We start from the raw sequence: 26644 nt of genomic DNA, 5'->3' as shown, positions 1-26644 counted from the left end.
TGCCTTCGGCTAACACTTCCCCTTGCCGGGTGTGTAGAGGACTTCCACCTCCAAGTCATCCAACTCATCACCATAATGAGCTGAACAGCGCCAGTCACGGCGCTACGCGCCATGCCTGGCGCACCATGAAGAAACCCGCCATTTCTGGCGGGTTTTTTTATGCTCGGAATTCAAGGCCAGACATAATCCCCTGTAGGAGCGGGCTTGCCCGCGAAGGCGGCGACACAGTCAACATGGGTGTCGCCAGATATACCGCTTTCGCGAGCAAGCTCGCTCCTACAGGGGGGCCGTGTCTGGCATTGGGACCAGGCACCGCGCAAACAACTGCTGAATCGGCTGTGTACGCTGGCTATAGCTTCCAGCTCATCCAGTTCCAGAGCCACCTGAGGCGCTCAAGAATATCGATCAGTTGTTCGCCAAATGATCCGCACTTTCAACAATGACGGGCGTCAAACTGTCGGTCGCGCATCGCCTTATCGACCAAGGCCAACAAACCTTCCGCTGTCAGGTGTAGCAGAGGATCAAACTCGATCTGCCCGACACTGAAGCGAATGTCATAGCCACGATGCACCGTGGCATTGCGCTCATCGAGAATTTCTTCGAGCCGTGCTCTGACCGCGCCAACCTCGACCGCGCTGGCGCCGGTCAACAAAGCGGCGAACTCATCACTGCCCAGCCGACCGATCACATCGCTTTCACGAAAGGCGATGCGCAGTACATCGGCAAAGGTTTTCAGGGCATTGTCACCTTCGGCGCGGCCATACAGTTGGTTGATGTGTTTGAAATAATCAAGGTCGAAAAACAGCAGCGTCGCGGGTTTGTCCAACTGTTGACAGGCCTCCAGCCCCAACCGGGCCAAAGCCTCGAAACCATGACGATTGGGGAGCAGCGTCAGTTCATCCATGCTCGCCATCTGCACGCCCATCAGTTCTTGCTCGGCCTTTTGCGCCAGGTCGCGCAATACGTCGCGATCCTGCACTGCGCTGTCGAGGACGTTCGGCGCAATATCTGCGCCAGCGCCGGGTTTGAACGGTTTGCCTGGGGTTAACATCACTCACTCCTTTGATTGGGTATGTACGTTAGAGTCGCTCACACCCGCTATGACTCCCTATAAACGCGCCGCTGGTCAGCTACCTGCCACCGGACACGGCCCTCCAGCGTCTGCCCAGCGTTTGAACTGGGTGACGAAGATATCGTGGGGCACCGGCACCGGCGTCCGTCCCTCACCCGGATTCCAGCCCCAAAGCACCAGCTTATCGTCGCTGACGTGCTTGATCAGCGCCGTAAAATCACGATCGCCATTACTGGAGCGATCCTTGATCATCGCGCACAGCTTGTCGGGAGGCAGACCGATCCAGGCCATTTTGTGCGCGGCCGGCGGCAGGCTCCAATGCGGCGCTCCAGGTGGAGAGTTGGGGCCATAACTGGCCGGTGGATTGCGTTCGGCATGGCAACTGGCACACGGCAAACCGGCAGCCCCTTTGCCATCCAGCCCACGCACCACATTCATCGCGTGAGAAATGCCCGCATCGAACTGCAACGGCGAATCGCCAGGGATATGACAGTTCTGACAACGCGGGCTCTGGAACACTTTCTGCACCGTGTCGAACGCTTTCACCGCCTCTTTATCATCAGCGAACAGGTCCGAGGCATAGCCACCGAGGCCGATCAGCATCACCGCGCCCAGAAACAGATGTCGTCTCATCTCACACCCCCGACAGTTGCAGCGGCAGTTCCCGCAGACGCTGCCCGGTCAGGGCAAACACCGCGTTCGCCACGGCTGGCGCCACGGGCGGTACACCGACCTCGCCGATGCCGCCGGGTTTGTCGCTGCTGGGGACGATATGCACCTCGACCACCGGCATCTCGTTCAGGCGCAGGACCTGATAGTCGTGATAATTGGATTGCTGCACCTGACCGTCCTTGAAGGTCAGCTTGCTGTGCAAGGTAAATCCGAGACCGAAGGTGATGCCCGATTCCATCTGCGCGGCGATGCCCTGCGGGTTGACCGCAATGCCGCAATCCACCGCACACACCACCCGATGCACGCGAATCGCCAGGTTGTCCTGCGACACCTCGGCCACCTGGGCGACGTAACTGCCGAAGGACTCATGCACCGCCACGCCCAAGGCATGGCCCTCGGGCAATGGTGCTTTCCAGTTGGCTTTCTCTACTGCCAGATTCAGCACACCCAGATGCCGCGGATGCGCCTTGAGCAAGGCGCGTCGGTACTCCACTGGATCCTTGCCGGCGGCGTCTGCCAATTCATCGATCAACGACTCCATGACGAATGCGGTGTGGGTGTGCCCCACCGAACGCAACCACAGCACGCTGATGCCGGTTTGCGGTGAATGCAGATCAACCTGATGATTGGCAAGGCCCTCAAGGTAAGGACTGTCGGCCACGCCTTCGACGGAGGTTTTGTCGATGCCATCCTTGACCATGGTCGCCGCGAACGACGTGCCCGTCAGAATCGACTGCCCGACCAGCACATGCTTCCAGGCCATCGGCATGCCGTCGGCCCCCAACCCGATGCGCGCCTGATGCAAAAACGCCGAGCGGTAGTAACCGCCGCGAATGTCATCCTCTCGGGCCCAGACGGTTTTCACCGGCCCACCCGCTGCCTTGGCGACGTACACGGCTTCGCTGACAAAATCCGAGGTCGGATTGGCTCGACGCCCGAAACCGCCACCGAGGAATTGGGTGTGGATCTCGACCTGTTCGGGTTTGAGCCCGGTGATCTTCCCCGCGATCATCTGATCCAGCGTCTGAAACTGCGTGCCGGTCCAGATTTCGCATTTGTCCTTGGATATTTTCACCGTGCAATTGAGCGGTTCCATCGGCGCGTGGGCCAGGTACGGCACGCTGTATTCGGCCTCAATCGTCTTCGCCGCTTTGCCCAGCGTCGCCGTCGCATCCCCGGCCTGACTGGCGGAAATGCCGGGGGTGGCAGCCAGTTTACGGAAGCTCTCCAAGAGTTTTTCACTATCAAGCCCGGCATTCGGCCCCAGATCCCATTCGACCTTCAGCGCATCACGCCCCAGCTTCGCCGCCCAATAATGATCGGCAATCACCGCGACACCCGTGGGCACCTGCACCACTTTGTGCACGCCCGGTACCGCCAGAGCCTCAGCGCCTTCAAAGGATTTGACGCTGCCACCGAACACCGGTGGGCGAGCGACCATCGCCGTCATGAGCCCGTCGAATTGCACGTCTATGCCGAACTTGGCCTGCCCGGTGATTTTCTCCGGAGTGTCGAGGCGCTTGGTGGGTTTGCCGATGACTTTCCAGTCCTTGGCTTCCTTGAACTTGATCGACGCTGGATCCGGCACCGGTAACTTGGCGGCGTCATCCGCCAGTTCACCGTAAGTGGCGCGTTTGTCGCCGGCAATGACCACGCCCGACTCAGTGCGAATCTGCGAAGGTGCCACGTCGAATCGCTTGGCCGCCGCCTCGATCAGCATCAAGCGCGCCGCCGCCCCGGCCTGGCGATAACGGTCGAACTCCATCCAGGTCGACGTCGAACCGCCGGTGATCTGCATCCCGCCAAACGCCGGCAGGCCATAATCGGCGGCCGAGGCCGGCGCATGTTCGACGCGGATTTTCGACCAGTCGGCGTCCAGCTCTTCGGCGATCAACATGGTCAGGCCGGTCCAGATGCCCTGGCCCATTTCCGAATGACCGAGCAGCACGGTGATGCTGTTGTCGTTGCCAATGCGTAAAAAGGCATTGGGCGCGAAGGCGTTTCCTTGATTCTCGGCCCCTTGGGCAAAGCGATGGGCGCCGGGGATGACAAACGCCACCACCAGACCGCCGCCCAACACTGCGCTGCCCTTGAGAAAGCCGCGACGAGAGACAGGGTTGATTCTGTTCATGGGTCAGCTCCCTTCGACGTGTATCAACCGATCTCGGCGGCGCGTTTAACCGCGGCACGGATTCTTGGGTAGGTGCCGCAGCGGCAAATATTGCCGGACAGCGCCTGGTCGATATCGCTGTCGGTGGGCTTGGGGATCTTCGCCAGCAACGCGGCCGCCGACATGATCTGCCCCGATTGGCAATAACCGCACTGAACCACGTCGAGTTCGGCCCAGGCTTTCTGGACCGGGTGCGAGCCATCGGCGGACAAGCCTTCGATAGTGAGAATTTTCTGCCCGTGGGCCACTGCCGTGGCGGGCGTAATGCAGGAGCGCAGCGGCGCGCCATCGACGTGAACGGTGCAAGCGCCGCATTGGGCCATGCCGCAACCGAATTTGGTACCCGTCAGGTGCGCGACATCGCGCAGCACCCAGAGCAACGGCATGTCCGCGGGGACATCCAGTTCCTGGTCTTTGCCATTAATGTTCAGGGTCAGCATGCGGTTTTCCTCAGACTCACGGTGTTCTGAAGGGGCGCCTCTGCCGCGACGCCATCATTATTGTGTAGGAACGAGCGGTGCGGCGATCCGACTTGCCCGCGAAGAACGATAACGCGGTGTGACAGCAATGACGCCTTCGCGAGCAAGCTTCGCTCCTACAAGGTCGGCGGTTACGCGCGCCTTGGGTTATCCCTACAGCTAAGCGCAATTTGACCCACAAGCCATGTTCATCGACCACCGGTCGCTGCCGACCCGCTCTACGTAGCAGCTGCCAGGTTGAGGGGGAATTCTCGCGACTTGTCGATCTATGGCACAAACGGACCATCACAGGCTGACTACGCTGATAATCCACAGTGATAAACCTGCAGAGGAGCATTGCCATGCATCGCGTTCAAAAACTCACGCCCTGCCTTTGGTTCGACGATCAGGCCGAGGAAGCCGCAAAGTTTTACTGCGCGATCTTCGATCATTCAAAAATCGCCGGCATTACCCATTACGGCAGGGCCGGTCAGGAAATCCATGGCCGGCCGGAAGGTTCGGTGATGACCGTCAGTTTCGAGCTCGATGGGCAGAGCTTCACGGGCCTTAACGGTGGCCCGGTTTTCAAGTTCAATGAGGCAATTTCGTTCCAGGTCAATTGCCACACTCAGGAAGAGGTCGACCACTTTTGGGGGCGCCTGTCTGCGGGCGGTCCCGCTGAGGCACAGCAATGCGGCTGGCTTAAAGACAAATTCGGCGTGTCGTGGCAGATCGTGCCAGTCGTTCTGATGGACATGATGAAAGACCCCGACACAGCCAAATCCCAGCGCGCCATGGCGGCAATGCTGCAGATGAAAAAACTCGACATCGCCACGCTGCAACGAGCCTTTGACGGCGAGAGCTAATACACTCCAACGCTGAACCGCCGAGGACCCCGAAATGAAGCCCACTGTCGCCAAAGATGCAGACAAGGCCCCGCGCTTCTGGCGCGACGACGCCCTGCCCTTCATCGAAGCCCGTTCCATCGCCGACGGTCGCGAGGTCTGCTACAGCCGGCATTCCCATGCGCACTTTTCCATCGGTGCGATTACCGCCGGGCGCAGCACTTATATCCACGAGCAATCGGAATTTCAGGTCAGCGCCGGCACCGTGGTGCTGATGAACCCCGGCGATGTGCATGCCTGCAATCCGATCGACGACCAGCCGTGGTCGTATTTGATGCTATACATCGAAACGCCGTGGCTGACCGATTTGCAGCATCAGCTCGGCTTCAGCCAGGACTCGGCGTTTCGCCGGTTTTCCATCACTCACAATCGTGACATCGAGCTGTTTGTCGGCCTGAAGAATTTGTACGAGGTCTTGGTCGATCCGCAACAAGACGTGCTGCACAAGCACAGCGCGGCGGTGGAGTTTTTTACCGAGGCGCAACAGCGGCTCAACCCCGTCGATCAACCGCTACGCGAGCCCAATTTCAAGCTGGAACGGGCCGCCGACTATATCTGCGACAATTGCACGCATCTGCTCAAACTCGAGGACATTTGCGAGGCGGCGCAACTGTCACCGTCCTACCTGATCCGCGCGTTCAAGCAGCATTACGGCATGACGCCTCATGCGTTTCTCGTCAACCGGCGCATCCAGTTCGCTCGGGAGCGACTGCGCAATGGCAAGTTGATCGCCGATGTGGCGCTGGAAGCCGGGTTTGCCGATCAAGCGCATTTTCAGCGCGTATTCAAACAGCATCTGGCGGCGACACCCGGGCAGTACCGCGGCTGACTCAAGCGACCCAAACGCCTGTGGGAACAGGCGAACCCTAATGCCAGTCAGTTAAGCGCAATCCATGTAGGAGCGAGCTTGCTCGCGAAAGCGGTCTATCTGGCGACATCAACCACCATTGCAAACCTACGGCAACAGCAAATACACCGCACTCACCGCCAGCAACAACGCCATGATCCGATTGAACAGCCGCATCCCCGCCGGATTGCTCAGATAACCGCGCAAAAACGTCCCGGCATACGCCCAACAACCCACCGACAAATAGCAAATCACCAGATACACCGCCGCAAACTGCCAAACCAGCCGCGCCTCACCGTCGGCGACAAACGCCCCCATCCCCGCCACACAGGCCAGCCAGGCTTTCGGGTTGAGCCATTGCATCACAGCGCCGTACAGCATCGACGGCGCCCGGCCTGACTCCTTGGCATCGAGATGACCGTTATCAGTGGCCAATCTGAAAGCCATGTACAGCAGAAAAGCCACCCCGGCCAATTGCACCACTCGAGTCATGAAGGGCCACAGTTTCAGCAGTTCTTGCAACCCCAGCCCCATCAGCACCAGCAGCAACACAAACCCCAGCGTTGCCCCGGCCACGTGCCGCTGACTGGCACGAAAGCCGAACTGAGCCCCGGAACTCAGCGCCACAATATTCACCGGTCCCGGGGTTATGGAGGCGACCAGCGCAAACGCGGCCATGGAAAGAATCAGACTCATCGCATACCTTCTTCAATTCAATTGAACCAGGCCTCAAGGTAAGGAACCGCCTGAACGCTGTATTGAAGAAAACACCCCTGTCCGGTGCCGCGAGGCAGTGGTGTTGGATGTCACGATGCACCTCACAGCGGGCCTATACTCTAAGAGTCGTGCCATCGTGTTTGGTGTATGGGATGGCACCTCGAGTGATCATTCACGCAGGCCCCGGCCTGCCTTCGTCGTAGGGAGGAGAAGATCATGGCGCGTAAATACATCGACTGCCGCGAGTTTCCAAGCGATTCCAAATGCTCGGTCGCACTGTCCGCAGACTCTGAAAACGAACTGCTCGAGGCCGCCGCACAGCATGCGGTCAGCGTTCACAAGCACACCGACTCACCGGAGTTGCGTGCTCAACTGAAGACGATGTTTCACGACGGCACACCGCCTGTTGAAGCACCGCGTCCCGGGTAGGCTGGGGCCATGTTTGGGCGATCTTTGATCTTGATTTCACCAGGACTGTCGACATTCAAGATCAAGAGATCGCTGCCTCGGTCTGAGCAACGGCGCCAGGGACATTTGTTCCCATGCCCAATGGCAGATAAGGTCGAATTTCGTCGATTTCCGCAACGCTAAGGCGCAACTCCGCAGCGGCGATCACCCCATCCACCTGTGTGGGACGGCGGGCACCGACAATGGCGCCGGTCACCACCGGCTTGCGAAGCACCCAAGCAATGGCCACCGCAGCAGCGCTCACACCGTGCCTTTCTCCAATACGTGCCATGACGTCAACCAATGCCAGATTTGCACTGAGCCGGGGCTCCTGGAAATCAGCACTTCGGGTTTTGCGCCAATCGTCTTCAGGCAGTCGCAAGATACGTTCGCGGGTCATGCCACCGGAAAGCAGCCCTGATTGAAGGGTGGAATAGGCGAGCACACCCATCCCGGCCCGCTCACAGAACGGCAGGACGTCGTTCTCGATATCTCGCATCAAGGCGGAGTATGGCGGCTGGAGCGAAACGATTTCTGTCACCGCTTGCGCCCGTGTGAGCTGAGCGACATCAAAATTCGAAACACCGATAGCACGAATCTTTCCTTGATCGCGCGCAGCTGCCAACGTCGAAAGTGCCATTTCAATACCCTCGCTGTTTGCATCGGCAGGAAAAGCAGGCCAGTGAATCTGATAGAGATCGATAGTCTCGACATGAAGCCGGCGCAAGCTTGCGTCGATCTCGGCGAGCAGGGATTGAGGGGCCAGCGAGTGGGTAATTTCCTTCGTTACAGGATCCCAGACCAAACTGCCTTTGGTAAACACCAAAGGACGTCGCGAGACCGGCACCCGACGCAGCAATTGCCCCACTAATTGCTCCGCATGGCCCAAGCCATAAACCGCAGCGGTATCAATCCAGTTCACACCGCGCTCGACGGCATATTCAAGTGCGGCCAGACTGTCCTTGTCATCCTGCGCTCCCCAGCTGTACTCCCAACCGGCACCGGCGATTGCCCATGTCCCGAGTCCAATAGGAGAAATCAGGAAATCCGACGTTCCAAGACGATTCTTTTGCATGGTGACCTCTCGACAAATGATGTGAGAAGTATCCGGGAGGTGGTTAGTGTCGATAAGATGGGTAATCGTATTTGTACTACTGAACTGTATTCATGAGTAATAATCCCGACCTCTCCGAACTAGATGCTTTCGCCGCCGTGGCCCGCCATCGCAGCTTTCGTAAGGCCGCCGACGAGCGTGGCGTATCGGCTTCTGCGTTGAGTCACGCGATGCGCACGCTGGAGGCGCGCCTGGGCATCAGGCTGCTACACCGAACCACGCGTAGCGTGACCCCGACCGAGGCCGGCCAGCAGCTATTGGCGACGCTGGTTCCGGCCCTGCATCAGGTTGCCGATGCACTGGCACAACTGACCTCGATGCAGGAAGTACCCGCAGGCAAACTTCGCCTGAACGTGGCGCGTCCGGCGGCTCGCATTGTGTTTGCGCAATTGCTCGCTACCTTCGTGGCCAGGTATCCACGTATTCAGTTGGACCTGGTCGCCGATGATGGTTTAACCGATATTGTGAGCGGCGGGTTTGACGCTGGCGTTCGTTTTGGTGAAAGCCTGGCCGGAGACATGATCGCAGTCCCTGTCGGCGCACCTCAATCGTTCGTAACCGTTGCGGCGGATGCCTATCTGAGCGCGAGGGGAATGGCGCACGCACCCCGCGACTTACTTGACCATACGTGCATTGCCAGGCGTTTCCCCAGTGGTAAATTTTACGCTTGGGAGTATCAGGCAGACGGGCAACCGATACGCTTGGCTGTCAATGGCCCGCTCATTCTGGAAGACGACGCGCTGATGATCCAGGCGGCCAAAGATGGCGCGGGTATCGCCTATGTCTACGAGGAACTGGCTCGCGACGATATACGGAACGGGCATCTCACAGAAATACTCGAGGAATGGAAAGCACCACCTGACCGATTCTTTCTTTACTACTCCAGCCGGCGTCACGTGCCACCGGCCTTGAAGGCGCTTATCGAATTCATCAGCGTTGGACAATATCGATCCGCAGAATTAGTCACTTCGCCTGTTGAAAAGCAGCCTTAACCAAGCCGGAACAAGTGTACGGCGATTTGCGTCCATCGCTGTATGGGCCGAGCCATTCGTCACTCATGATAAAAATACAGCTCTCGTTACTGGAGCCGTCGTCATGGACCTCGCCACCCTCTCCCTGTTTCTCCCGGCCTGCTTTGCTCTGAACATGGCCCCCGGCCCGAACAATCTGCTGTCGGTCAGCAACGCCACCCGTTATGGCTATCGCCGCGCCTGTGTGGCCGGCGTCGGTCGTTTGCTGGCGTTTGCCGGGATGATCGCCCTGGCCGCCGCCGGCTTGTCAGTGGTGCTGCAAACCTCGGAATGGCTGTTTTATGCGATCAAGATCGTCGGCGCCGCTTACTTGTTGTACCTGGCGTGGCAATTGTGGCACGCCAATCCTGAGGCCGAGCAGGTTGTGACCGGCGCGCCAATTGGCATTGTCGCTCTGGCGCGGCAGGAGTTTCTGGTGGCAGCGGGCAATCCCAAGGCTATTTTGCTGTTCACCGCATTCCTGCCGCAGTTCGTCGACCCGACTCGACCGATTGCCGCGCAATTCGTCGTGCTCGGCGCGTTATTCCTGATGCTGGAATGGATCGCCATCAGCGCCTACGCCTACATGGGCCTGCACATGCGCCGCTGGTTCGCCGAACCACGAGGCAAGCGGATTTTCAACCGTTGCTGCGCGGGATTGTTATCGGCGGCGGCTTCGGTGTTGTTGATGGCGAAACGGGCGTGACCTTCACCCTTGAGACGGCCCTTTCAGTTCGATCTGGTTGCCGTCCGGATCGAAGCAATAGATCGACAGCCCTTTACCTTCGGCGCCGAAACGCACGGCGGCTTTCTCGGGTGTCAGGCCGAAGGACTGCAAGTGCCTGACCAGCACGTCCTCGTCGAACGGTTCGATGCGCAGGCAGAAGTGATCGACGTTGCGCCGTTCGCGGCCAGCGGCAGCACCGCCCTTGCGGCCGAGTTCGCCCTGGATGTCGACGAGGTCGATCATCGAGGTGCCCGCACGCAAATGCACCAGGCCCAGATCGTCGCGGCGCTTGACCAGTTCGGCGCCTAATACCTCGCGGTAAAAAGTGATGTTTCGTTCGAGATCCTTGACGCGCAGGACAATGTGATCGATATGTTTAATCGTGAACGCTTGCATTGGGATGGATTCCTGAAAATATCGTTTTCAGCAGTACCAGTGACCCGATGACTGTAGCTCAGGGCCACAAAAATTCACTGTCGATTTTCCGGTGGAGGCGCCGGGCGACGCGGCCTATGCTCAGCCCATGAACCTACAAAACGCTGTACTTCCGCCCCATGCCGAGATGGTTCGCGCCATGCTCGAACGCGACACCGCCTACGAGGGGGTGTTCTTTACCGCGGTCAAAACCACTGGCATTTTTTGCCGCCCCGGCTGCACGGCGCGCAAACCGAAACCGGAAAACGTCGAGTTTTTCGCCCATGCCGATGAGGCGATGTCGGCAGGCTATCGCGCCTGCCTGCGTTGCAAGCCGCTGGACGCCGCAGCCATCGCGCCGGACTGGGTGCAACGGCTGCTCAAATCCGTCGACGCCGATCCCGACCTGCGCTGGACCGATGCCCAGTTGCTGGCCGAGGGCATCGAGCCGCTGAAACTGCGCCGCTGGTTCAAGCAGCATTTCGGCATGACCTTTCACGCCTGGCTGCGCAGCCGACGCCTGGGTATCGCCCTCGGTGGCATCAAACAGGGCGAATCCATCGACAACGCCGCGTTCGACTCCGGCTACGAATCCCTGAGCGGTTTTCGCGATGCGTTTCAAAAATCGTTCCATATCACGCCCGGCCGCGCCGCCCACAGCGAACCACTGCTGTTCACTCGATTGACCACGCCGTTGGGGCCGATGATCGCCATGGCCGAACAGCGTGGGCTGGTGCTGCTGGAGTTTCTCGACCGACCGGCACTGACCAAGGAAATCGAAGAACTGCAGAACCGTTATGGCTACGCCGTGGCCCCCGGTCACAACGGGCATTTGCAGCAGATCGAAGAAGAACTCGCGCAATACTTCGCAGGTAAACGAACCGGATTCAACGTGCCAATGCACCTGCCCGGCAGCGTTTTCGCCCGGCAGGTATGGTCCGAACTGATGAAGATCCCGTATGGCCAGACCACGACTTATGGCGCCATCGCCGCGCAACTGGACAAACCTGGCGCCAGTCGCGCCGTGGGCCTGGCCAATGGACAAAACCGCCTGGCGATTGTGCTGCCCTGTCATCGGGTGATCGGCGCGGACGGCTCATTGACCGGCTATGGTGGTGGACAACCGCGCAAGGCGTTTCTGCTCAGGCTGGAAAGCGCCGCGGTGCAAATCACCCAACAACTCGCATTTTGATCAATCCGCCGTTTCATTTCAGAAAGTCATAAGGAAGGACATTCGATGGACACACTCGACAACCAATTCCACCAATTGCACCAGAGCGGCCTGCTGATTCTGACCAACGTTGCCGATGCCACCGGGGCGCGACTGGTGGAACAGCTGGGCAGCAAGGCTATCGCCACCAGCAGCGCGGCGGTGGCTTGGGTTCATGGTTACCCGGATGGCAACACCTTGCCGCTTGAACGGCTGATTTCTACCGTCGAATCCATCGCCCGAGTCATCACGGTGCCCTTGACCGTGGACATTGAGGCGGGTTACTCCGATGACTTGGGGCGGGTCGCGCAAGTGATCGACGCAGTCATCGCCGCCGGTGCCGTGGGGATCAATATCGAGGACGGCGCTTCGCCGCCCGAGTTGCTGGCCCGCAAGATCGAAATCGCTCGCCAGGTCGCCAACCGCCGTGATGTGAAGTTGTTCATCAACGCTCGTACCGACGTGTACCTCAGAGGCCTGGTGCCAGCCGAAGATCGCGTGGCAGAGACACTTGAACGGGCCGCGTTGTATCAGGCAGCCGGGGCCGACGGGCTGTTCGCGGCGGGCGTCACGGCGGCGTATGAGATTGAAGCGCTGTGCCGTGGCACGACGCTGCCGGTGAACGTGCTAAGTTTCTCGGGCTTGCCTTCGCCTGAGGAACTGAAAACCCTCGGCGTACGCCGTTTGAGCGCCGGCTCGAGCATCGCCGAATTCCTCTACGGCGCCATGGCGTCGGTGGCGAAAAGCTTTCTGGAAACCGGAAAGCTCGATAGCAGCGACCTCAAGGCCTTCACTTATGGCCAAGTGAACGCCCTGCTGGCCCCCTCCGGCAAAATTTGACCGCAAGCAATGGAGTGCGGCGCTGCGGGGGGACGACTAATCTTCCCGCAGTCACCCGCACTTCAGGATGCTTCATGCCCGACACCTATCAACTGGCCAGCGAATTTCTCTCGGCCCTCGATACCGATTGGCAACGCCACATCAGCACCATCGGCCCCTGCCTGCATCAGCCCCACGCGGCTCGCGATCCTTATGAGTCACTGGTGCGGGCGATTGCCTATCAGCAACTGCATGCAAAGGCTGGCGATGCGATTGTCGGCCGATTGCTGGCGTTGTTTCCTGCGAGCACCTTCCCCAGACCCGAGCAGATTCTGGCGACAGACTTCGATCAAATGCGCAGTTGCGGGTTTTCCGCCAGCAAGATCGCGACTATCCAGGGTATCGCTCAGGCGGCTCTGGAAGGTGTGGTGCCGGACTACGCCACGGCATTGTCCATGGACGATGAAGCGTTGATCGAGCGGTTGGTGACCTTGCGCGGCGTGGGTCGCTGGACGGTTGAAATGCTGTTGATTTACAGCCTGGAGCGACCGGACATTTTGCCCGCCGATGACTTTGGCGTGCGCGAGGGTTATCGGCGGTTGAAGGGGTTGGAGTTACAGCCGACTCGTAAGCAGATGATTGAAATCGGGCTGGCCTGGCGGCCATATCGGACGGTGGCGGCGTGGTATTTGTGGCGGGTGCCTAACCGGTAGACCGCGTTATCGTTCATCGCGAGCAAGCCCGCTCCCACATTAGATCTTCAGTGAACACGGATTTTGTGTACGTCAACGATCAAGTGTGGGAGCGGGCTTGCTCGCGAAGAGGCCTGCACATCCAGCACAAATTCAACTGCCCAGGAACACTGACGGTCTAGTCTATCTTGAGTCATCCCCCCCGTCGGAGGTTCCCATGCAGCTCGAAGGCTCCTGCCATTGCGGCGCAGTGTCGTTCAGCCTGACCAGCGCCCACCCCTACCCTTATCAACGCTGCTATTGCTCGATCTGTCGCAAGACCCAGGGCGGTGGCGGTTATGCGATCAACATCGCTGGCGATGCCGAAAGCCTTAAGGTGCGCGGGCGCAAACACATCTCGATTTATCATGCGCGGCTCAAGGAGGAAGGTGACAAACGCGCCCGCCGCAGCACCGCCGAGCGGCATTTCTGTTCCCTTTGCGGCTCGGGATTATGGGTGTTCAGTCCTGAATGGCCGGCCCTTGTTCACCCATTCGCCTCGGTCATCGACACGGCGCTGCCGGTGCCACCCGAGTACACGCACGTGATGCTCGGTTCGAAAGCACCATGGGTGGAAGTCCAGACGCAGCCCGCTGATCGACAGTGCGATGTGTGGCCCGAAGAGTCTATCGCCCAGTGGCATGAGCGCCTGGGTTTGAGCCGTTAGGCCGCTACCGGCACGCCACTGTGAAAACGAAATTCCACATCCGGCGACTCGATCAGTTCCTGCTCCGCGTTACGAACCCTGTCGATCACCTGGGCAATGTCCTTGGCGTCACCGTACTGATAAGCCAGTTTCAGGTAACCCTGGAAATGCCGGGCCTCGCTTTTCAGCAGACCGAAGTAGAACTTGCCCAGTTCTTCATCCAGATGCGGCACCAATGCCTCGAAACGCTCGCAGCTGCGGGCTTCGATGAAGGCGCCGACCACCAAGGTATCCACCAGTTTCACCGGTTCGTGGCTGCGCACTACTTTGCGCAGGCCCGAGGCGTAGCGCCCGGCGGACAGCTGACGCAGCTCGATCTTGCGTTTTTTCATCAGGCGCATGACCTGTTCGTGGTGCACCAATTCTTCCCGGGCCAGACGCGACATCAGGTTGATCAGATCGACGTGGGAGTGGTATTTGGCAATCAGGCTCAACGCCGTGCTGGCCGCCTTGAATTCGCAGTTTTTGTGGTCGATCAGCAGGGTTTCCTGATCGGCCAGCGCGGCCTGGACCCAGCCATCGGGCGTGCGGCAGCCGAGGAATTCGTGGATTTCGGGAAGGATCATGGGGCTCACGGATAAAAGGTACAGAACGAAGGGCGCCGATTATACCGGCCTGCCGACAGACCACCAGCCGCGACCGTTGATATGCATCAAGTCGCCGAATACCGGCCAGCAACTATAGTTGTCCAACGCAGTGTTTTTTACCTTCCAGGGAGATTCCGATCATGCAAGCCATTCGCAGCATTCTGGTGGTCATCGAACCCGAACATTCGGAAAGCCTGGCGCTCAAACGGGCCAAATTGATCGCTGGCGTGACCCAGGCCCATCTGCACCTGCTGGTCTGCGATAAAAAGCACGACCACGCTGGCATGCTGAGTGTGCTCAAGGCAGCGCTGTTGGAGGACGGCTACAGCGTCACCACCGAACAGGCCTGGAACGAAAGCCTGCACGAAACCATCGTCGATGTTCAGCAAGCCGAAGGCTGTGGACTGGTGATCAAGCAGCATTTTCCCGACAGTGCGTTGAAAAAGGCCCTGTTGACCCCGGCGGACTGGAAACTGCTGCGCTCCTGCCCGACTCCGGTGCTGCTGGTAAAAACCGCCAAACCCTGGACCGGCGGCGTGATCCTGGCGGCCGTCGATGTCGGCAATATCGATGGGGAACACCGCACCTTGCATGCCAGCATCATTGATCATGGCTATGACATCGCCAGCCTGGCCAAAGCCCATTTACATGTGATCAGCGCCCATCCGTCGCCGATGCTCTCGGCGGCCGACCCGACGTTTCAGCTCAGCGAAACCATTGAGGCCCGCTATCGCGAGCAATGCAAAGCCTTTCAGGCCGAGTTCGACATTGACGACGACCACTTGCATATCGCGGAAGGTCCGGCGGATGTGTTGATTCCGTATACGGCCCATAAGCTGGGGGCCTCCGTGACAGTGATTGGCACTGTGGCGCGGACCGGGTTGTCAGGGGCGCTGATCGGTAATACGGCGGAAGTGGTGCTGGATGCGCTGGAAAGCGATGTGCTGGTGCTCAAGCCGGATACGATCATGGATCATCTGGAAGAGATCGTGACCCAGCATTGAGATGTGTGGTGTCAGGTAGATCGCCTTCGCGGGCAAGCCTCGCTCCTACGGGTCATGTGTCGATTGCACATGCGAAACAAATCCGTAGGAGCGAGGCTTGCCCGCGAAGCTTTTAAGATTTAACCGCCGAACGCGTCCTTGAGAAACCCCGGCGCAATGTAGCGTTGATAATGCGCCTCAGACAGCAGAAAAAATTCCCGATCAATGGCATCGCGCAGTTCCGGCAGGTTCCAGTCGCGAAACTCCGGCAGCAGCACCATCCCGTAGGCTTCCAGATTGTTGATGACCCGCGCGCCCCGAGCGATCAATTGGTATGCCCAGCAATATTCCGACTGATGGGGCACAAAGCGGATCTTGCGCTGCTCCAGCTGCAGACGCAGCAACGCGGGATCGAAAATTTCCAGTTTGCTGGCCATCACCTGTGACAACAGTTGCTCAAGACGCAGCCACACCGCACGTTTTTCTTCCTCGTTGTAACCATTCCAGTGAATTACTTCATGGTGGAAACGCTTGCAGCCACGGCACACCAGGTCACCGTAAACAGTGGAGCAGAGGCCGACGCAGGGAGTTTTGATGGTCTGATTGGGCATAGTAGGCAAAACACGGGAAAGCAGAACAGGTCGGCATGTTAGCCCTTTGTCTAACATTCATCACCCTTCAAAATTCTGAGGCTAACTTACCTTTAAATTTTTTTTGCCGTAGAATCAGCCAGCCTTTTAAGGCGCCAATGTCCGTTAGAAGCTGTTTTCAAAGCGTCACGAGCACAGTCGTTCCTTCAGAGCGGTGTTGGCGAAGGGTTTTTCAGCGGTGAAAAACCTGACGCCAACCCTCATCAGCTCCCCGTTCTGCAGGCGTAAAACTTTGAAAGCAGCTTCTGTAAGGAATTGCCGGTAATTCTGGCTAAGCGGCCCAAAACGCCACGCAGCGCATGAGTACGGTAATTTCGGGATGAGCGTCCCGGACACCCATTTGGGACCACTGATGAGGGTAATAACTGTGCTTGAAGCCTACCGCAAACATATCGAAGAGCGCGCAGCACTGGGTATCGTTCCCCAGCCGCTTAACGCCGAACAAACTGCAGGCCTGGTCGAGCTGCTGAAGAATCCCCCGGCTGGCGAAGAAGCTTTCCTCGTTGACCTGATCACCAATCGCGTTCCGCCTGGCGTGGACGAAGCTGCCTATGTCAAGGCCGGTTTCCTCTCTGCCCTCGCCAAAGGCGAAGCCAAATCCCCTCTGATCGACAAGAAACGTGCTGTTGAACTGCTCGGCACCATGCAGGGCGGCTACAACATCGTGACGCTGGTCAATCTGCTGGACGACGCCGAACTGGCACCAGTAGCCGCCGAAGAACTCAAGCACACCCTGCTGATGTTCGATGCCTTCCACGACGTCGCTGAACGCGCCAAGAACGGCAACGTTCACGCCAAAGGCGTGCTGCAATCCTGGGCCGACGGCGAGTGGTTCAAGAACCGCCCTGTGCTGGCCGACAAGATCAGCCTGCGCGTGTTCAAGGTGACTGGCGAAACCAACACCGACGACCTGTCCCCTGCTCCTGATGCCTGGTCCCGTCCGGACATCCCGCTGCACGCCCTGGCCATGCTGAAAATGGCTCGCGATGGCATCGTGCCGGATCAGCAAGGCGCCATCGGCCCGATGAAGCAGATCGAAGAAATGCGCGGTCAAGGCTTCCCGATCGCCTACGTCGGCGACGTGGTCGGTACTGGTTCGTCGCGTAAGTCGGCGACCAACTCGGTGCTGTGGTTCTTCGGCGACGACGTTCCTTACGTGCCGAACAAGCGTGCCGGCGGCTTCTGCTTCGGCAGCAAGATCGCTCCGATCTTCTACAACACCATGGAAGATGCCGGCGCACTGCCGATCGAGTTCGACGTTACCAACATGAACATGGGCGACGTGATCGACCTGTACCCGCATGCTGGCAAAGTCTGCAAGCACGGTACCGACGAAGTCCTGACCACCTTCGAAATGAAGACCCCGGTTCTGTTGGACGAAGTTCGCGCCGGCGGCCGTATTCCGCTGATCATCGGCCGTGGCCTGACCGAGAAGGCTCGCGCCGAACTGGGTCTGCCACCGTTCGACCTGTTCAAGAAACCGGATGCCCCGATCGAAAGCACCAAGGGTTTCACCCTGGCGCAGAAAATGGTCGGCAAGGCGTGCGGCGTAGCCGGTGTGCGTCCTGGCACCTACTGCGAACCGAAGATGACCACCGTCGGTTCTCAGGACACCACTGGTCCAATGACCCGTGACGAACTGAAAGACCTGGCGTGCCTGGGCTTCTCGGCCGATCTGGTGATGCAGTCGTTCTGCCACACCGCGGCTTATCCAAAGCCGATCGACGTGACCACCCACCACACCCTGCCTGACTTCATCATGACCCGCGGCGGCGTTTCCCTGCGTCCGGGCGATGGCATCATCCACAGCTGGCTGAACCGCATGCTGTTGCCGGACACCGTCGGCACCGGTGGTGACTCCCACACCCGTTTCCCGATGGGCATTTCGTTCCCGGCCGGTTCCGGTCTGGTCGCATTCGCCGCTGCCACCGGCGTCATGCCACTGGACATGCCGGAATCGATCCTGGTGCGTTTCAAAGGCAAGATGCAGCCGGGCGTCACCCTGCGTGACCTGGTTCACGCCATTCCTTACTTCGCGATTCAGGCTGGCTTGCTGACCGTCGAGAAGAAAGGCAAGAAAAACGCCTTCTCCGGCCGCATCCTGGAAATCGAAGGCCTGGATAACCTGAGCATCGAACAGGCTTTCGAGCTGTCCGACGCCTCGGCCGAACGTTCGGCTGCCGGTTGCACCATCAAGCTGTCGAAAGAGTCGATCACCGAGTACCTGCAATCGAACATCACCCTGCTGCGCTGGATGATCGGTGAAGGCTACGGCGATGTGCGCACCCTGGAACGTCGTGCTCAAGCGATGGAAGCCTGGATCGCCAACCCTGAGCTGATGGTTGCCGATGCTGACGCCGAATACGCCGAAGTCATCGAAATCGACCTGGCCGACATCAAAGAGCCTGTGCTCTGCGCGCCAAACGATCCGGACGACGCCCGTCTGCTGTCCAGCGTTGCTGGCGAGAAGATCGACGAAGTGTTCATCGGTTCGTGCATGACCAACATCGGTCACTTCCGCGCTGCCGGTAAACTGCTGGATCAGGTCAAGGGTCAGCTGCCAACCCGTCTGTGGCTGTCGCCACCGACCAAAATGGACGCTCACCAGCTGACCGAGGAAGGCTACTACGGTATCTACGGCAAGGCCGGCGCACGCATGGAAATGCCAGGCTGCTCGCTGTGCATGGGTAACCAGGCACGTGTAGAGCCGAACTCCACCGTGGTGTCGACATCGACCCGTAACTTCCCGAACCGTCTGGGTGACGGCGCGAACGTCTACCTGGCTTCGGCCGAGCTGGCGTCCGTTGCATCGATCCTGGGTCGCCTGCCGACCGTCGAGGAGTACATGGAGTACGCTGGCAAGATCGACAGCATGGCGGCCGATGTTTACCGCTACCTGTCCTTCGACCAGATCGCCGAGTTCCGTGAAGCTGCTGCGAACGCCAATATCCCGGTCGTTCAAGCCTAACGTTACAAAGCAATAAAAAACGCCGCCCATCGTGAGATGAGCGGCGTTTTTTTATGCCTGCAAGAAGACCGCATGATCGTTCTCACGCTCCGCGTGGGAATGCAGCCCGGGACGCTCTGCGTCCCTTTCGAGAGCTGGAACGCGGAGCGTCCCTTGAGGCATTCCCACGCGGAGCGTGGGAACGATCAGCATGGTGGTCAGGCTGTCAGGGAATAGATCAACGCCGAAATTGCCACCAGGCCTACCGCCGTCACGAAGACGTTAGAGGCTTGGCCACGAAAGCGCGCCATCGCCGGAACTTTGCGGATCGCGTACATCGGCATCAGGAACAGGATCGCCGCGATGATCGGGCCGCCGAGGGTTTCGATCATGCCGAGAATGCTCGGGTTCAGCGTGGCAACGATCCAGCAGACCACCAGCATGAACGCCGCAGTCATGCGGTCCAGCGTTTTCGGTGCCGGGCGCTTGCCGCTCTTGACGATCAGGCCCTTCAAGCCTTCACTGGCGCCGATGTAATGGCCCAGGAACGACTTGGAAATGGCCACGAAAGCAATCAACGGCGCCGCAAAGGCGATGGTCGGGTTGCTGAAGTGGTTGGCCAGGTACGACAGGATCGACAGGTTCTGCGCCTTGGCTTCGGCCAGTTGCGCCGGCGACAGGGTCAACACGCAGCTGAAGACGAAGAACAGCACCATCACCACCATCAAGATGTGGGCACGGGACAGGATCTGCGAGCTGCGCTCTTCGGCATGCGTGCCGTAGCGGCGCTTCTGGTCCACCGCGAACGCCGAGATGATCGGCGAATGGTTGAACGAGAACACCATCACCGGAATCGCCAGCCACAAGGTGTGCAACAGCGCCGACGACTCGGGCAGCGTGGCCGCGGTGCTGAGGATGCCGCCATTCCAGTGCGGAATCAGAAACACCGCCAAGAACAACAGCGCGACGATGAACGGATACACCATCAGGCTCATGGCCTTGACGATCACTTGCTCTCCGCAACGCACCACCGCCAGCAGGCCGAGAATCAGCACGAACGACAGCACGACGCGCGGTGGCGGCATGATGTGCAATTGATGCTCGAGAAAACTGCCCACGGTGTTGGTCAGGGCCACGCTGTAGATCAGCAGGATCGGGAAGATCGCAAAGAAATACAGCAACGTGATCAGCGCACCGGCCTTGATGCCGAAGTGTTCTTCCACCACTTCAGTGATGTCGGCGCCTTCGCGGCCGGACAACACAAAGCGCGTCAGGCCACGGTGTGCGTAAAACGTCATGGGAAATGCCAGCAATGCCAGGATCAGCAGCGGCCAGAAGCCGCCCAACCCCGCGTTGATCGGCAAAAACAGGGTGCCGGCCCCGATGGCCGTGCCAAACAGGCCCAGCATCCAGGTGGTGTCATGGCGATTCCAGCTTTCGAGGCTCGCTGGTGTCGCCGCTACATAGCGTTCGTCGACGCTATTGGCCTGATCATTCATCCGGTCGGATCTCCGCTTTCCGGTCATTTGCACCCGGTCAGGACGAGTCGGAAAAAACCGACAGGCAGCGCCCTGGCCGAAACAGGGGCGCGATTGTCCGGGATTAATCAACAGAAGCAAAGACTTAGCTGAGCAATGGTTGTGCGGATCAGATGCAGCTGGCGCCTGCGTTCTCCTGTAGGAGCGAGGCTTGCCCGCGAAGAACGATAACGCGGTACTCCTGATGGACCGAGGCGACTGGTTCGCGGGCAAGCCTCGCTCCTACTGCATTACTGTTGCGCAGCGTTGTCATCTCGGACAAATCCTCTCCATCTGCCTCGCTCTGATCTAGTGTTGTCACTAGAAGGATCGCAGGCTTCGCCAGCTCCGACACGGGGAGCCAAAAAACCTGGCCATTGCCAAACCGCTCTGGTGTCAGCAATCTGATACGACGTTCGAGCCCCGATATTCCGCTGCCCACAGGAGCCCAGCATGCCTGTCACCGTTCTGGTACTGGTTGAAACCATCAATGAATACCTGCCGATTCTCGAACATCAGGGGTTTCATCTGATCCTGGCCCCGACTCCAGCCGAGCGCGCCGCCGCCATTGCCCGACAGGGCGATCATATCGATGCGGTGCTGACGCGCGGTCCATTGGGCCTGTACGCCAATGAAATTGCCGCCCTGCCCAACCTCAAGATCATCTGCGTGATTGGCGCTGGCTATGAGCATGTCGACCTGCAAGCCGCCGCCGACCGTGGCATCACCGTCACCAATGGGGCCGGCGTCAATGCCTCTTCCGTCGCCGACCATGCCATGGCGTTGCTGCTGGCACTGGTGCGCGATATCCCTCGAGCCGATGCTGCCGTGCGTCGGGGCGAGTGGCCGAAAATCATGCGCCCGTCCCTGGCTGGCAAACGCCTGGGCATCCTCGGCCTTGGGGCCGTCGGCATCGCTATCGCCAAACGTGCGGCCAACGGCTTCGACATGAGCGTGAGTTACCACAACCGCCAGCATCGCAGCGATGTGCCCTATAGCTTCTGCTCGACGCCGACCGAACTGGCACGCCACTCGGATTTTCTGATCATTGCCGCACCCGGCGGGCTCGGAACCCAGCACTTGATCAACAGGCAGGTACTCGACGCTCTAGGGCCCAACGGATTCATAGTCAACATCGCGCGAGCCAGCGTGATCGTCACGGCAGACCTTATCAGCGCACTGGAGCAGCGACGGATCGCCGGTGCCGCGCTGGATGTCTTCGATAACGAACCCCAAGTGCCGGACGCGCTGAAGGGGTTGGCCAACGTGATTCTGACCCCGCATGTCGCCGGATTGTCCCCGGAGGCCACCCAAGGCACCGTGGAACTGGTCGGCAAAAACCTGACGGCGTTTTTTTCCGGTCAACCGGTACTGACCCCCATTGCTTTGCCATTGCCGTCGGCAGCCGCGGGGAACGCTCATTAAAGGACGCCCAACAGCGTCCAGAGTCGCTGGGATTCGGCATCGGCGCTGATCAGTTCTCCAAGCAGCTCGCTCAAGGGTTTGTTGCCCCACTCCACGCCCCGTTTGAATACTGCATTCACAGACGATCCCCTATGGGAGCGGGCTAGCCCGCGATGAGCATAGGTATCTACACATTTTTGGGGCTACAGAGATTCTGCCGAGGCTTGGTGCTTGGTGCTTGGTGTTGGGAGTACATATCCATTTCTGCGGTAACGGCCGCTTAGGGTTCCGCCCTGACGGCGGGTCACTTTCGAAAAGCGCGAAAGTAACCAAAGCGCTTTTGCCCCGCCATTCGGTGCCTCGCTTAGGCTCGGCATGCCCTCACTCCGGCATTGCTCCGGGGGCCCGCCGCCATCGGCCATCCATGGCCGGGGGCGGCTACCGCGGCATCCCTGCCGCGGTGCCCCCTGCGCAACGCCTGCGTTCGGCCTCTGGGAAAGGGGCAAGCAGATCAGGATCAAAAGCCAAAGCAACGGCAACGGCAACGGCAACGGCAACGGCAATATCTACAGCTTCGCGAGCAAGCCCGCTCCCACAGTTGACCGGGTACAGCCGGTGAAGATGGGTCGGCTGACAGGCCGCCATCGCAGCGATGCGGCGACCCGATAAGTCAGCTCCCACAAAAAATCAGCGCACATCCAGATTCAGCGCCCATCCGCTCTGCCTTTCACCACTCAACAGGCCGAGCGTTAGCTCGCCTGCAGCTGTTGATCTTGATGCACCGCTCCCTCGAGAGGCCGAGTGGAGGTTCTGCGCAGTGGGCAACCCGGCATGGATGCCGGGTTAGCCGCGCACGGCCATGGATGGCCGATCGCGGCGGGCCCACGGAGCAGGACCGGAGCGAGGGCATGCCGAGCCTAAGCGAGGCACCGAACGAAAGGGGCAAAAGCCCTTGGTTACTTGGGGCTTTTCCAAGTGACTCGCTGTAAAAGCGAAACCGCCAGCGGCCGTTACCGCAGAAACGGATATGTACACCATCAAACTCAGGAAGATGTGTAGATACCCATGCCGCGATGAGGCCGGCACATTCAACATCGATATCGCCTGAGACCCGCGAAACTGCATTGCAGGGTCGCGGTGGCGCACACTTGCGGATAGGCCAAGTCGAATCTCCTTTCTCCGCCAAGCCTGTTCGCGCACATCAGGAACGCTGATTATCCGGCAACACGCTAGCCTATAAGACCGTACCGCGCTTGTGGCGACCCCGGCGCACCATTAGATTAGCCAATGATGTCTGGCCTCCAAAATAAGCAGAAGGGATAAGCATGGCGCTTACTGACCAGTCCACCCGTATCCGCTCCGGCGAAGAACTCGATGCCAGCCTGATCGATCCGTACCTCAAGGCGCACATTCCGGGCCTGAGTGGCTTGCCTGTGATCAGCCAGTTTCCGGGCGGCGCATCGAACCTGACTTACCTGCTGGAATACCCCGAACAGGAATTCGTCCTGCGTCGGCCACCGTTCGGCCACAAGGCCAAGTCCGCTCACGACATGGGCCGCGAATTCCGCATCCTCAATCAGCTGCGGGACGGCTTCCCCTATTGCCCCAAAGCCTATGTGCACTGCACCGACGAATCGGTGATCGGCGCCGAGTTCTATGTGATGGAACGGGTCAAGGGCATCATCCTGCGCGCCGAACTGCCGCCGGAACTGGGCCTTGATTCAGCCAAGACCGAAGCCCTATGCAAAAGCTTCATCGATAAGTTCGTGGAACTGCACCAAGTCGACTACAAGGCCTATGGTCTGGGCGACCTTGGCAAACCCGAAGGTTATGTCGCGCGGCAAATCAAAGGCTGGAGCGAGCGCTACGAAAAAGCCCTGACCCCGGACGCGCCAAAGTGGGAAGCGGTGAAGGCCTGGCTCAACGACAAGATGCCGGCCGATCACCCGACGTCGAGCATCGTCCACAATGACTACCGCTTCGACAACGTGATCCTCGACCCCGAGAACCCGATGCAGATCATCGGCGTGCTGGACTGGGAGTTGACTACCCTCGGCGACCCGCTGATGGACCTGGGCAACACCCTCGCCTACTGGATCGAGGCCGACGACCCGGCGCCGGTGCAATTGATGCGCCGCCAGCCAAGTCATGCCCCCGGCATGCTGACCCGTCGTGAGTTCGTCGATTATTACGCCGAGCGCGCGGGCATCCAGATCGACAATTTCGACTTCTACTACACCTACGGCCTGTTCCGTCTGGCTGGCATCGTGCAGCAGATTTACTACCGCTTCTTCCATGGTCAGACCCAGGACAAACGCTTCGCGCAGTTCATTCACATGAACAAACTGCTGGAGCAGATGAGCCTGCAAGTCATCCAGAAATCCACCCTCTGATCGCGGCTCCATAACCAGGAAAAATCATGTCCAAGACTCAGTTATTCGACCTCGACGGCAAGATCGCTTTCGTCTCCGGCGCCAGCCGTGGCATCGGTGAAGCCATCGCCAAACTGCTGGCGCAACAAGGCGCCCACGTCATCGTTTCGAGCCGCAAACTCGATGGCTGCCAGCACGTCGCCGACGCAATCATCGCCGCTGGGGGCAAGGCCACCGCCATTGCCTGCCACATCGGCGAAATGGAGCAGATCACCCAAGTCTTCGCCGGCATCCGCGAACAATTCGGGCGCCTGGATATTCTGGTCAACAACGCGGCGACCAACCCGCAGTTCTGCAATGTACTGGACACCGACCTCAGCGCCTTCCAGAAAACCGTCGACGTGAATATTCGCGGCTATTTCTTCATGTCGGTGGAAGCCGGCAAACTGATGCGCGAACACGGTGGCGGCAGCATCATCAACGTTGCCTCGATCAACGGCATCTCGCCGGGGATCTTCCAGGGCATCTACTCGGTGACCAAGGCAGCGGTGATCAACATGACCAAAGTCTTTGCCAAGGAATGCGCGCAATTCGGCATCCGCTGCAACGCCCTGCTGCCAGGTCTGACCGACACCAAATTCGCTTCGGCACTGGTGAAAAACGACGCCATTCTAAAAACCGCGTTGCAGCAAATTCCGCTCAAGCGTGTGGCGGATCCAAGTGAAATGGCTGGTGCGGTGTTGTATCTGGCGAGTGATGCGTCGAGCTACACGACTGGGGTTTCGTTGAACGTGGATGGCGGATTTCTGTCCTGATCTGTTCTTCCAGATAAGAAAAGGCAGCCCCAAGGATACCCCAGGGCTGCCTTTTTGTTTGATCGGAGAACTTGAGTAAGACTCTTACCTCTTTCTGAAATGCATCGGGGGTCAGGAAATGGTCTGACAGATAGGGCTGGGCTGGAAACAACACTATTCAGCCCGCACAAACTCAACCGGCTTTCCAGTCAAATCCAGAACTCTAAAATAGCCCTTGATACTCTTTACGTTACGAATCGCCAGCTGAACATGCGTTTCATGCATAAAGTCCGTGCCTGGATAAAGACATTCCCCCTCCCAGAATGGTGAACGAACAGAATCGTACGCAGGTGCCTCTGTAAACTCTCGGAAGGTATGTAGGGCATCAATGACCTGACAATCCAAACGACGTAGGTAGGGATTATTTTGCTTGAGAGGTTGACCGCCTTCTTCTTTTGAGGCGGCTTCAAGCCAAAAGTAGGTCTGACGAATTTCACGCAACGCACTCTCAGTTGTGAAATCCAGACAACGACCCAAGTCAATCACTGCCCCGATCACAAATGGATTTTTGATAGAGCTCCGCTTTTGTGCATTAGTCGCAAAGCTCAGCGCGCGCTGTGGGTTGTTTTCCCAAAAATAGGCGCCACGACCAAGCCAGTCATAGTCATTAGTGCTATCGAGGAGCGTTGTTTCGCCAGCTAGTACATGCTCGCCAATTTCTCGCTCGCACCCATGGAAACCAAGAACAAACGAAGGAGAAATGCAATACATCAGCGAGTCTTGCCTTCCCCATTCACTCGTTTGAAAAACTCCCGAACCTTGTCCGGATCCTTGAGCATTTCAGTAACGTACTCATCAATACGCACTGAAGTGCAAGTGGCGGCAGATATCTTGGTGCCGTTGGAACCGACCATGACCCAGCCAGTCTCAGTCGATGTTTTGTGTCCTTCGCTATGCATACTGAGCATCACTCCTGATCCACTTTTTGCAACCGCTGCTGCGATAAGTCCGTATGTCTTCTCGGAATTTACAGTATTGGCACGACCACTAACGATTTTGCCGTTCGTTAGCCGGACGATGCCGCCATGCTGGAATCCTGCAGAATCGCGCACAGCCTTAGCTTCATGACGATCACCACCAATGAAAACATAGGTCGTTTTTTCGAGATCCTCCGACATAGCCACCTCTATTTGAGCTTGTTGCATTGCTCAAATTTGATTAGTTAATGGCCAATATAGTCTGCGGTGTACATCCCGTCATCAAAGCCCGCGATTTGTCGTTGATCTGCGCACATGGAAACGATAGAGGCCGATAGCAAGATGCACAAGCCAGCAAATTCCGGCGTAGATGTAGGCAACGTCGCAAGGCGTT

26 protein-coding genes and 1 pseudogene are annotated in these 26644 nt (G+C 58.8%); 14 read left to right on the top strand and 13 right to left on the bottom strand.

Going from position 1 to position 26644, the window contains the following annotated elements:
• Nucleotides 1-433: 433 nt before the first annotated feature.
• From MEB48_RS12870 to MEB48_RS12855, 4 genes are all read right to left on the bottom strand, one after another.
• A complete protein-coding gene (locus tag MEB48_RS12870) occupies nucleotides 434-1051 on the bottom strand; it encodes a GGDEF domain-containing protein (protein ID WP_237884602.1) in 618 nt (205 codons plus the stop codon).
• 75 nt (nucleotides 1052-1126) lie between these two features.
• The gene (locus MEB48_RS12865) at nucleotides 1127-1705 is read right to left on the bottom strand and encodes a hypothetical protein (RefSeq protein ID WP_237884601.1); all 579 of its coding nucleotides are present in this window, start codon (nucleotides 1703-1705) and stop codon (nucleotides 1127-1129) included.
• A gap of 1 nt (nucleotide 1706) precedes the next feature.
• Nucleotides 1707-3875, bottom strand: coding sequence for a xanthine dehydrogenase family protein molybdopterin-binding subunit (locus MEB48_RS12860; RefSeq protein ID WP_237884600.1), 2169 nt, complete (start codon nucleotides 3873-3875; stop codon nucleotides 1707-1709).
• 23 nt (nucleotides 3876-3898) lie between these two features.
• A complete protein-coding gene (locus MEB48_RS12855) occupies nucleotides 3899-4354 on the bottom strand; it encodes a (2Fe-2S)-binding protein (RefSeq protein ID WP_237884599.1) in 456 nt (151 codons plus the stop codon).
• Nucleotides 4355-4734: 380 nt separating this feature from the next.
• On the opposite strand from MEB48_RS12855, the gene MEB48_RS12850 reads away from it, so the two are divergent.
• Together MEB48_RS12850 and MEB48_RS12845 are read left to right on the top strand one after the other, a co-directional pair.
• A complete protein-coding gene (locus tag MEB48_RS12850; RefSeq protein WP_237884598.1) occupies nucleotides 4735-5238 on the top strand; it encodes a VOC family protein in 504 nt (167 codons plus the stop codon).
• A 34-nt stretch (nucleotides 5239-5272) separates the two neighbouring features.
• Entirely contained in the window at nucleotides 5273-6106 is an 834-nt protein-coding gene (locus MEB48_RS12845) for a helix-turn-helix transcriptional regulator (RefSeq protein ID WP_237884597.1), read from the top strand.
• A gap of 126 nt (nucleotides 6107-6232) precedes the next feature.
• On the opposite strand, the gene MEB48_RS12840 is transcribed toward MEB48_RS12845, so the two are convergent.
• Entirely contained in the window at nucleotides 6233-6820 is a 588-nt protein-coding gene (locus MEB48_RS12840) for a LysE family translocator (protein WP_237884596.1), read from the bottom strand.
• A gap of 237 nt (nucleotides 6821-7057) precedes the next feature.
• Here MEB48_RS12840 and MEB48_RS12835 point away from each other — a divergent pair, with 237 nt between their 5' ends.
• A complete protein-coding gene (locus MEB48_RS12835; protein ID WP_095054839.1) occupies nucleotides 7058-7270 on the top strand; it encodes a DUF1059 domain-containing protein in 213 nt (70 codons plus the stop codon).
• Between the two features lie 61 nt (nucleotides 7271-7331).
• Here the strand turns inward: MEB48_RS12835 and MEB48_RS12830 are convergent, their stop codons facing one another.
• Nucleotides 7332-8363, bottom strand: coding sequence for an aldo/keto reductase (locus tag MEB48_RS12830; RefSeq protein WP_237884595.1), 1032 nt, complete (start codon nucleotides 8361-8363; stop codon nucleotides 7332-7334).
• A gap of 92 nt (nucleotides 8364-8455) precedes the next feature.
• On the opposite strand from MEB48_RS12830, the gene MEB48_RS12825 reads away from it, so the two are divergent.
• Both MEB48_RS12825 and MEB48_RS12820 read left to right on the top strand, forming a co-directional pair.
• Nucleotides 8456-9394, top strand: a complete 939-nt coding sequence (locus MEB48_RS12825) for a LysR family transcriptional regulator (RefSeq protein WP_237884594.1) — start codon at nucleotides 8456-8458, stop codon at nucleotides 9392-9394.
• A gap of 103 nt (nucleotides 9395-9497) precedes the next feature.
• On the top strand, nucleotides 9498-10118 hold the full coding sequence (locus MEB48_RS12820) for a LysE family translocator (protein WP_237884593.1): 621 nt from the start codon (nucleotides 9498-9500) through the stop codon (nucleotides 10116-10118).
• Between the two features lie 3 nt (nucleotides 10119-10121).
• Here the strand turns inward: MEB48_RS12820 and MEB48_RS12815 are convergent, their stop codons facing one another.
• The gene (locus MEB48_RS12815; RefSeq protein ID WP_237884592.1) at nucleotides 10122-10535 is read right to left on the bottom strand and encodes a VOC family protein; all 414 of its coding nucleotides are present in this window, start codon (nucleotides 10533-10535) and stop codon (nucleotides 10122-10124) included.
• Between the two features lie 127 nt (nucleotides 10536-10662).
• Between MEB48_RS12815 and MEB48_RS12810 the strand changes: the two genes are divergently transcribed.
• From MEB48_RS12810 to MEB48_RS12795, 4 genes are all read left to right on the top strand, one after another.
• Nucleotides 10663-11745, top strand: a complete 1083-nt coding sequence (locus MEB48_RS12810) for a bifunctional transcriptional activator/DNA repair enzyme AdaA (protein ID WP_237884591.1) — start codon at nucleotides 10663-10665, stop codon at nucleotides 11743-11745.
• A 45-nt stretch (nucleotides 11746-11790) separates the two neighbouring features.
• Nucleotides 11791-12603, top strand: a complete 813-nt coding sequence (locus tag MEB48_RS12805; protein WP_237884590.1) for an isocitrate lyase/PEP mutase family protein — start codon at nucleotides 11791-11793, stop codon at nucleotides 12601-12603.
• Nucleotides 12604-12677: 74 nt separating this feature from the next.
• The gene (locus MEB48_RS12800) at nucleotides 12678-13295 is read left to right on the top strand and encodes a DNA-3-methyladenine glycosylase family protein (protein ID WP_237884589.1); all 618 of its coding nucleotides are present in this window, start codon (nucleotides 12678-12680) and stop codon (nucleotides 13293-13295) included.
• 196 nt (nucleotides 13296-13491) lie between these two features.
• On the top strand, nucleotides 13492-13980 hold the full coding sequence (locus tag MEB48_RS12795) for a GFA family protein (RefSeq protein ID WP_237884588.1): 489 nt from the start codon (nucleotides 13492-13494) through the stop codon (nucleotides 13978-13980).
• Here the strand turns inward: MEB48_RS12795 and MEB48_RS12790 are convergent.
• Nucleotides 13977-14585, bottom strand: coding sequence for a tRNA-(ms[2]io[6]A)-hydroxylase (locus MEB48_RS12790; RefSeq protein ID WP_237884587.1), 609 nt, complete (start codon nucleotides 14583-14585; stop codon nucleotides 13977-13979). The two genes, MEB48_RS12795 and MEB48_RS12790, sit on opposite strands and share 4 nt — an antisense overlap.
• Nucleotides 14586-14746: 161 nt before the next feature.
• Between MEB48_RS12790 and MEB48_RS12785 the strand changes: the two genes are divergently transcribed.
• Nucleotides 14747-15610: a universal stress protein gene (locus MEB48_RS12785; protein ID WP_237884586.1), complete on the top strand. Its 864-nt coding sequence runs from the start codon at nucleotides 14747-14749 to the stop codon at nucleotides 15608-15610.
• 119 nt (nucleotides 15611-15729) lie between these two features.
• Here the strand turns inward: MEB48_RS12785 and MEB48_RS12780 are convergent, their stop codons facing one another.
• The gene (locus MEB48_RS12780; protein ID WP_052964219.1) at nucleotides 15730-16200 is read right to left on the bottom strand and encodes a DUF1289 domain-containing protein; all 471 of its coding nucleotides are present in this window, start codon (nucleotides 16198-16200) and stop codon (nucleotides 15730-15732) included.
• A 406-nt stretch (nucleotides 16201-16606) separates the two neighbouring features.
• On the opposite strand from MEB48_RS12780, the gene acnB reads away from it, so the two are divergent.
• Nucleotides 16607-19207 carry a bifunctional aconitate hydratase 2/2-methylisocitrate dehydratase gene (acnB, locus tag MEB48_RS12775; RefSeq protein WP_237884606.1) on the top strand — a complete coding sequence of 867 codons (2601 nt, stop codon included), beginning with the start codon at nucleotides 16607-16609 and terminating at the stop codon, nucleotides 19205-19207.
• A gap of 197 nt (nucleotides 19208-19404) precedes the next feature.
• Here acnB and MEB48_RS12770 read toward each other — a convergent pair whose 3' ends face one another.
• Nucleotides 19405-20685 (bottom strand): serine/threonine transporter, encoded by a 1281-nt coding sequence (locus tag MEB48_RS12770; RefSeq protein ID WP_237884585.1) that lies wholly within the window; start codon nucleotides 20683-20685, stop codon nucleotides 19405-19407.
• Between the two features lie 471 nt (nucleotides 20686-21156).
• On the opposite strand from MEB48_RS12770, the gene MEB48_RS12765 reads away from it, so the two are divergent.
• Nucleotides 21157-22128 (top strand): 2-hydroxyacid dehydrogenase, encoded by a 972-nt coding sequence (locus tag MEB48_RS12765; RefSeq protein ID WP_237884584.1) that lies wholly within the window; start codon nucleotides 21157-21159, stop codon nucleotides 22126-22128.
• On the opposite strand, the pseudogene MEB48_RS12760 reads toward MEB48_RS12765, so the two are convergent.
• A pseudogene (locus MEB48_RS12760) lies at nucleotides 22125-22232 on the bottom strand (hypothetical protein); the annotation flags it as partial. The gene MEB48_RS12765 and the pseudogene MEB48_RS12760 overlap by 4 nt on opposite strands.
• 1200 nt (nucleotides 22233-23432) lie before the next feature.
• Here MEB48_RS12760 and MEB48_RS12755 point away from each other — a divergent pair.
• Together MEB48_RS12755 and MEB48_RS12750 are read left to right on the top strand one after the other, a co-directional pair.
• Nucleotides 23433-24500: a phosphotransferase family protein gene (locus MEB48_RS12755; protein ID WP_237884583.1), complete on the top strand. Its 1068-nt coding sequence runs from the start codon at nucleotides 23433-23435 to the stop codon at nucleotides 24498-24500.
• Between the two features lie 26 nt (nucleotides 24501-24526).
• On the top strand, nucleotides 24527-25294 hold the full coding sequence (locus MEB48_RS12750; protein WP_030130434.1) for an SDR family oxidoreductase: 768 nt from the start codon (nucleotides 24527-24529) through the stop codon (nucleotides 25292-25294).
• A gap of 153 nt (nucleotides 25295-25447) precedes the next feature.
• On the opposite strand, the gene MEB48_RS12745 is transcribed toward MEB48_RS12750, so the two are convergent.
• Nucleotides 25448-26044, bottom strand: a complete 597-nt coding sequence (locus MEB48_RS12745) for a hypothetical protein (protein WP_237884582.1) — start codon at nucleotides 26042-26044, stop codon at nucleotides 25448-25450.
• Nucleotides 26044-26478, bottom strand: coding sequence for a hypothetical protein (locus MEB48_RS12740; RefSeq protein ID WP_237884581.1), 435 nt, complete (start codon nucleotides 26476-26478; stop codon nucleotides 26044-26046). The genes MEB48_RS12745 and MEB48_RS12740 overlap by 1 nt, the downstream gene beginning before the upstream one ends.
• Nucleotides 26479-26644 lie beyond the last annotated feature (166 nt).

The sequence above is a fragment of the Pseudomonas sp. PGPR40 genome, assembly GCF_022014505.1.
Taxonomy (GTDB): Bacteria; Pseudomonadota; Gammaproteobacteria; order Pseudomonadales; family Pseudomonadaceae; genus Aquipseudomonas.
The sequence above is the reverse complement of the archived record's forward strand: the minus strand, read 5'-3'. Positions and strand labels throughout refer to the sequence as shown.

Excerpts from the sequence above, each read along its gene's own strand:
- MEB48_RS12870 (WP_237884602.1), bottom strand. The coding sequence starts at position 1,051 with ATGTTAACCCCAGGCAAACCGTTCAAACCCGGCGCTGGCGCAGATATT.
- MEB48_RS12820 (WP_237884593.1), top strand. The coding sequence starts at position 9,498 with ATGGACCTCGCCACCCTCTCCCTGTTTCTCCCGGCCTGCTTTGCTCTG.
- MEB48_RS12810 (WP_237884591.1), top strand. The coding sequence starts at position 10,663 with ATGAACCTACAAAACGCTGTACTTCCGCCCCATGCCGAGATGGTTCGC.
- MEB48_RS12785 (WP_237884586.1), top strand. The coding sequence starts at position 14,747 with ATGCAAGCCATTCGCAGCATTCTGGTGGTCATCGAACCCGAACATTCG.
- MEB48_RS12750 (WP_030130434.1), top strand. The coding sequence starts at position 24,527 with ATGTCCAAGACTCAGTTATTCGACCTCGACGGCAAGATCGCTTTCGTC.
- MEB48_RS12745 (WP_237884582.1), bottom strand. The coding sequence starts at position 26,044 with ATGTATTGCATTTCTCCTTCGTTTGTTCTTGGTTTCCATGGGTGCGAG.
- MEB48_RS12755 (WP_237884583.1), top strand. The coding sequence starts at position 23,433 with ATGGCGCTTACTGACCAGTCCACCCGTATCCGCTCCGGCGAAGAACTC.
- MEB48_RS12835 (WP_095054839.1), top strand. The coding sequence starts at position 7,058 with ATGGCGCGTAAATACATCGACTGCCGCGAGTTTCCAAGCGATTCCAAA.
- MEB48_RS12825 (WP_237884594.1), top strand. The coding sequence starts at position 8,456 with ATGAGTAATAATCCCGACCTCTCCGAACTAGATGCTTTCGCCGCCGTG.
- MEB48_RS12790 (WP_237884587.1), bottom strand. The coding sequence starts at position 14,585 with ATGATCCTTCCCGAAATCCACGAATTCCTCGGCTGCCGCACGCCCGAT.
- MEB48_RS12795 (WP_237884588.1), top strand. The coding sequence starts at position 13,492 with ATGCAGCTCGAAGGCTCCTGCCATTGCGGCGCAGTGTCGTTCAGCCTG.
- MEB48_RS12740 (WP_237884581.1), bottom strand. The coding sequence starts at position 26,478 with ATGCAACAAGCTCAAATAGAGGTGGCTATGTCGGAGGATCTCGAAAAA.
- MEB48_RS12830 (WP_237884595.1), bottom strand. The coding sequence starts at position 8,363 with ATGCAAAAGAATCGTCTTGGAACGTCGGATTTCCTGATTTCTCCTATT.
- MEB48_RS12805 (WP_237884590.1), top strand. The coding sequence starts at position 11,791 with ATGGACACACTCGACAACCAATTCCACCAATTGCACCAGAGCGGCCTG.
- MEB48_RS12780 (WP_052964219.1), bottom strand. The coding sequence starts at position 16,200 with ATGCCCAATCAGACCATCAAAACTCCCTGCGTCGGCCTCTGCTCCACT.
- MEB48_RS12865 (WP_237884601.1), bottom strand. The coding sequence starts at position 1,705 with ATGAGACGACATCTGTTTCTGGGCGCGGTGATGCTGATCGGCCTCGGT.
- MEB48_RS12815 (WP_237884592.1), bottom strand. The coding sequence starts at position 10,535 with ATGCAAGCGTTCACGATTAAACATATCGATCACATTGTCCTGCGCGTC.
- MEB48_RS12860 (WP_237884600.1), bottom strand. The coding sequence starts at position 3,875 with ATGAACAGAATCAACCCTGTCTCTCGTCGCGGCTTTCTCAAGGGCAGC.
- MEB48_RS12855 (WP_237884599.1), bottom strand. The coding sequence starts at position 4,354 with ATGCTGACCCTGAACATTAATGGCAAAGACCAGGAACTGGATGTCCCC.
- MEB48_RS12845 (WP_237884597.1), top strand. The coding sequence starts at position 5,273 with ATGAAGCCCACTGTCGCCAAAGATGCAGACAAGGCCCCGCGCTTCTGG.
- MEB48_RS12850 (WP_237884598.1), top strand. The coding sequence starts at position 4,735 with ATGCATCGCGTTCAAAAACTCACGCCCTGCCTTTGGTTCGACGATCAG.
- MEB48_RS12800 (WP_237884589.1), top strand. The coding sequence starts at position 12,678 with ATGCCCGACACCTATCAACTGGCCAGCGAATTTCTCTCGGCCCTCGAT.
- MEB48_RS12770 (WP_237884585.1), bottom strand. The coding sequence starts at position 20,685 with ATGAATGATCAGGCCAATAGCGTCGACGAACGCTATGTAGCGGCGACA.
- MEB48_RS12840 (WP_237884596.1), bottom strand. The coding sequence starts at position 6,820 with ATGAGTCTGATTCTTTCCATGGCCGCGTTTGCGCTGGTCGCCTCCATA.
- MEB48_RS12765 (WP_237884584.1), top strand. The coding sequence starts at position 21,157 with ATGCCTGTCACCGTTCTGGTACTGGTTGAAACCATCAATGAATACCTG.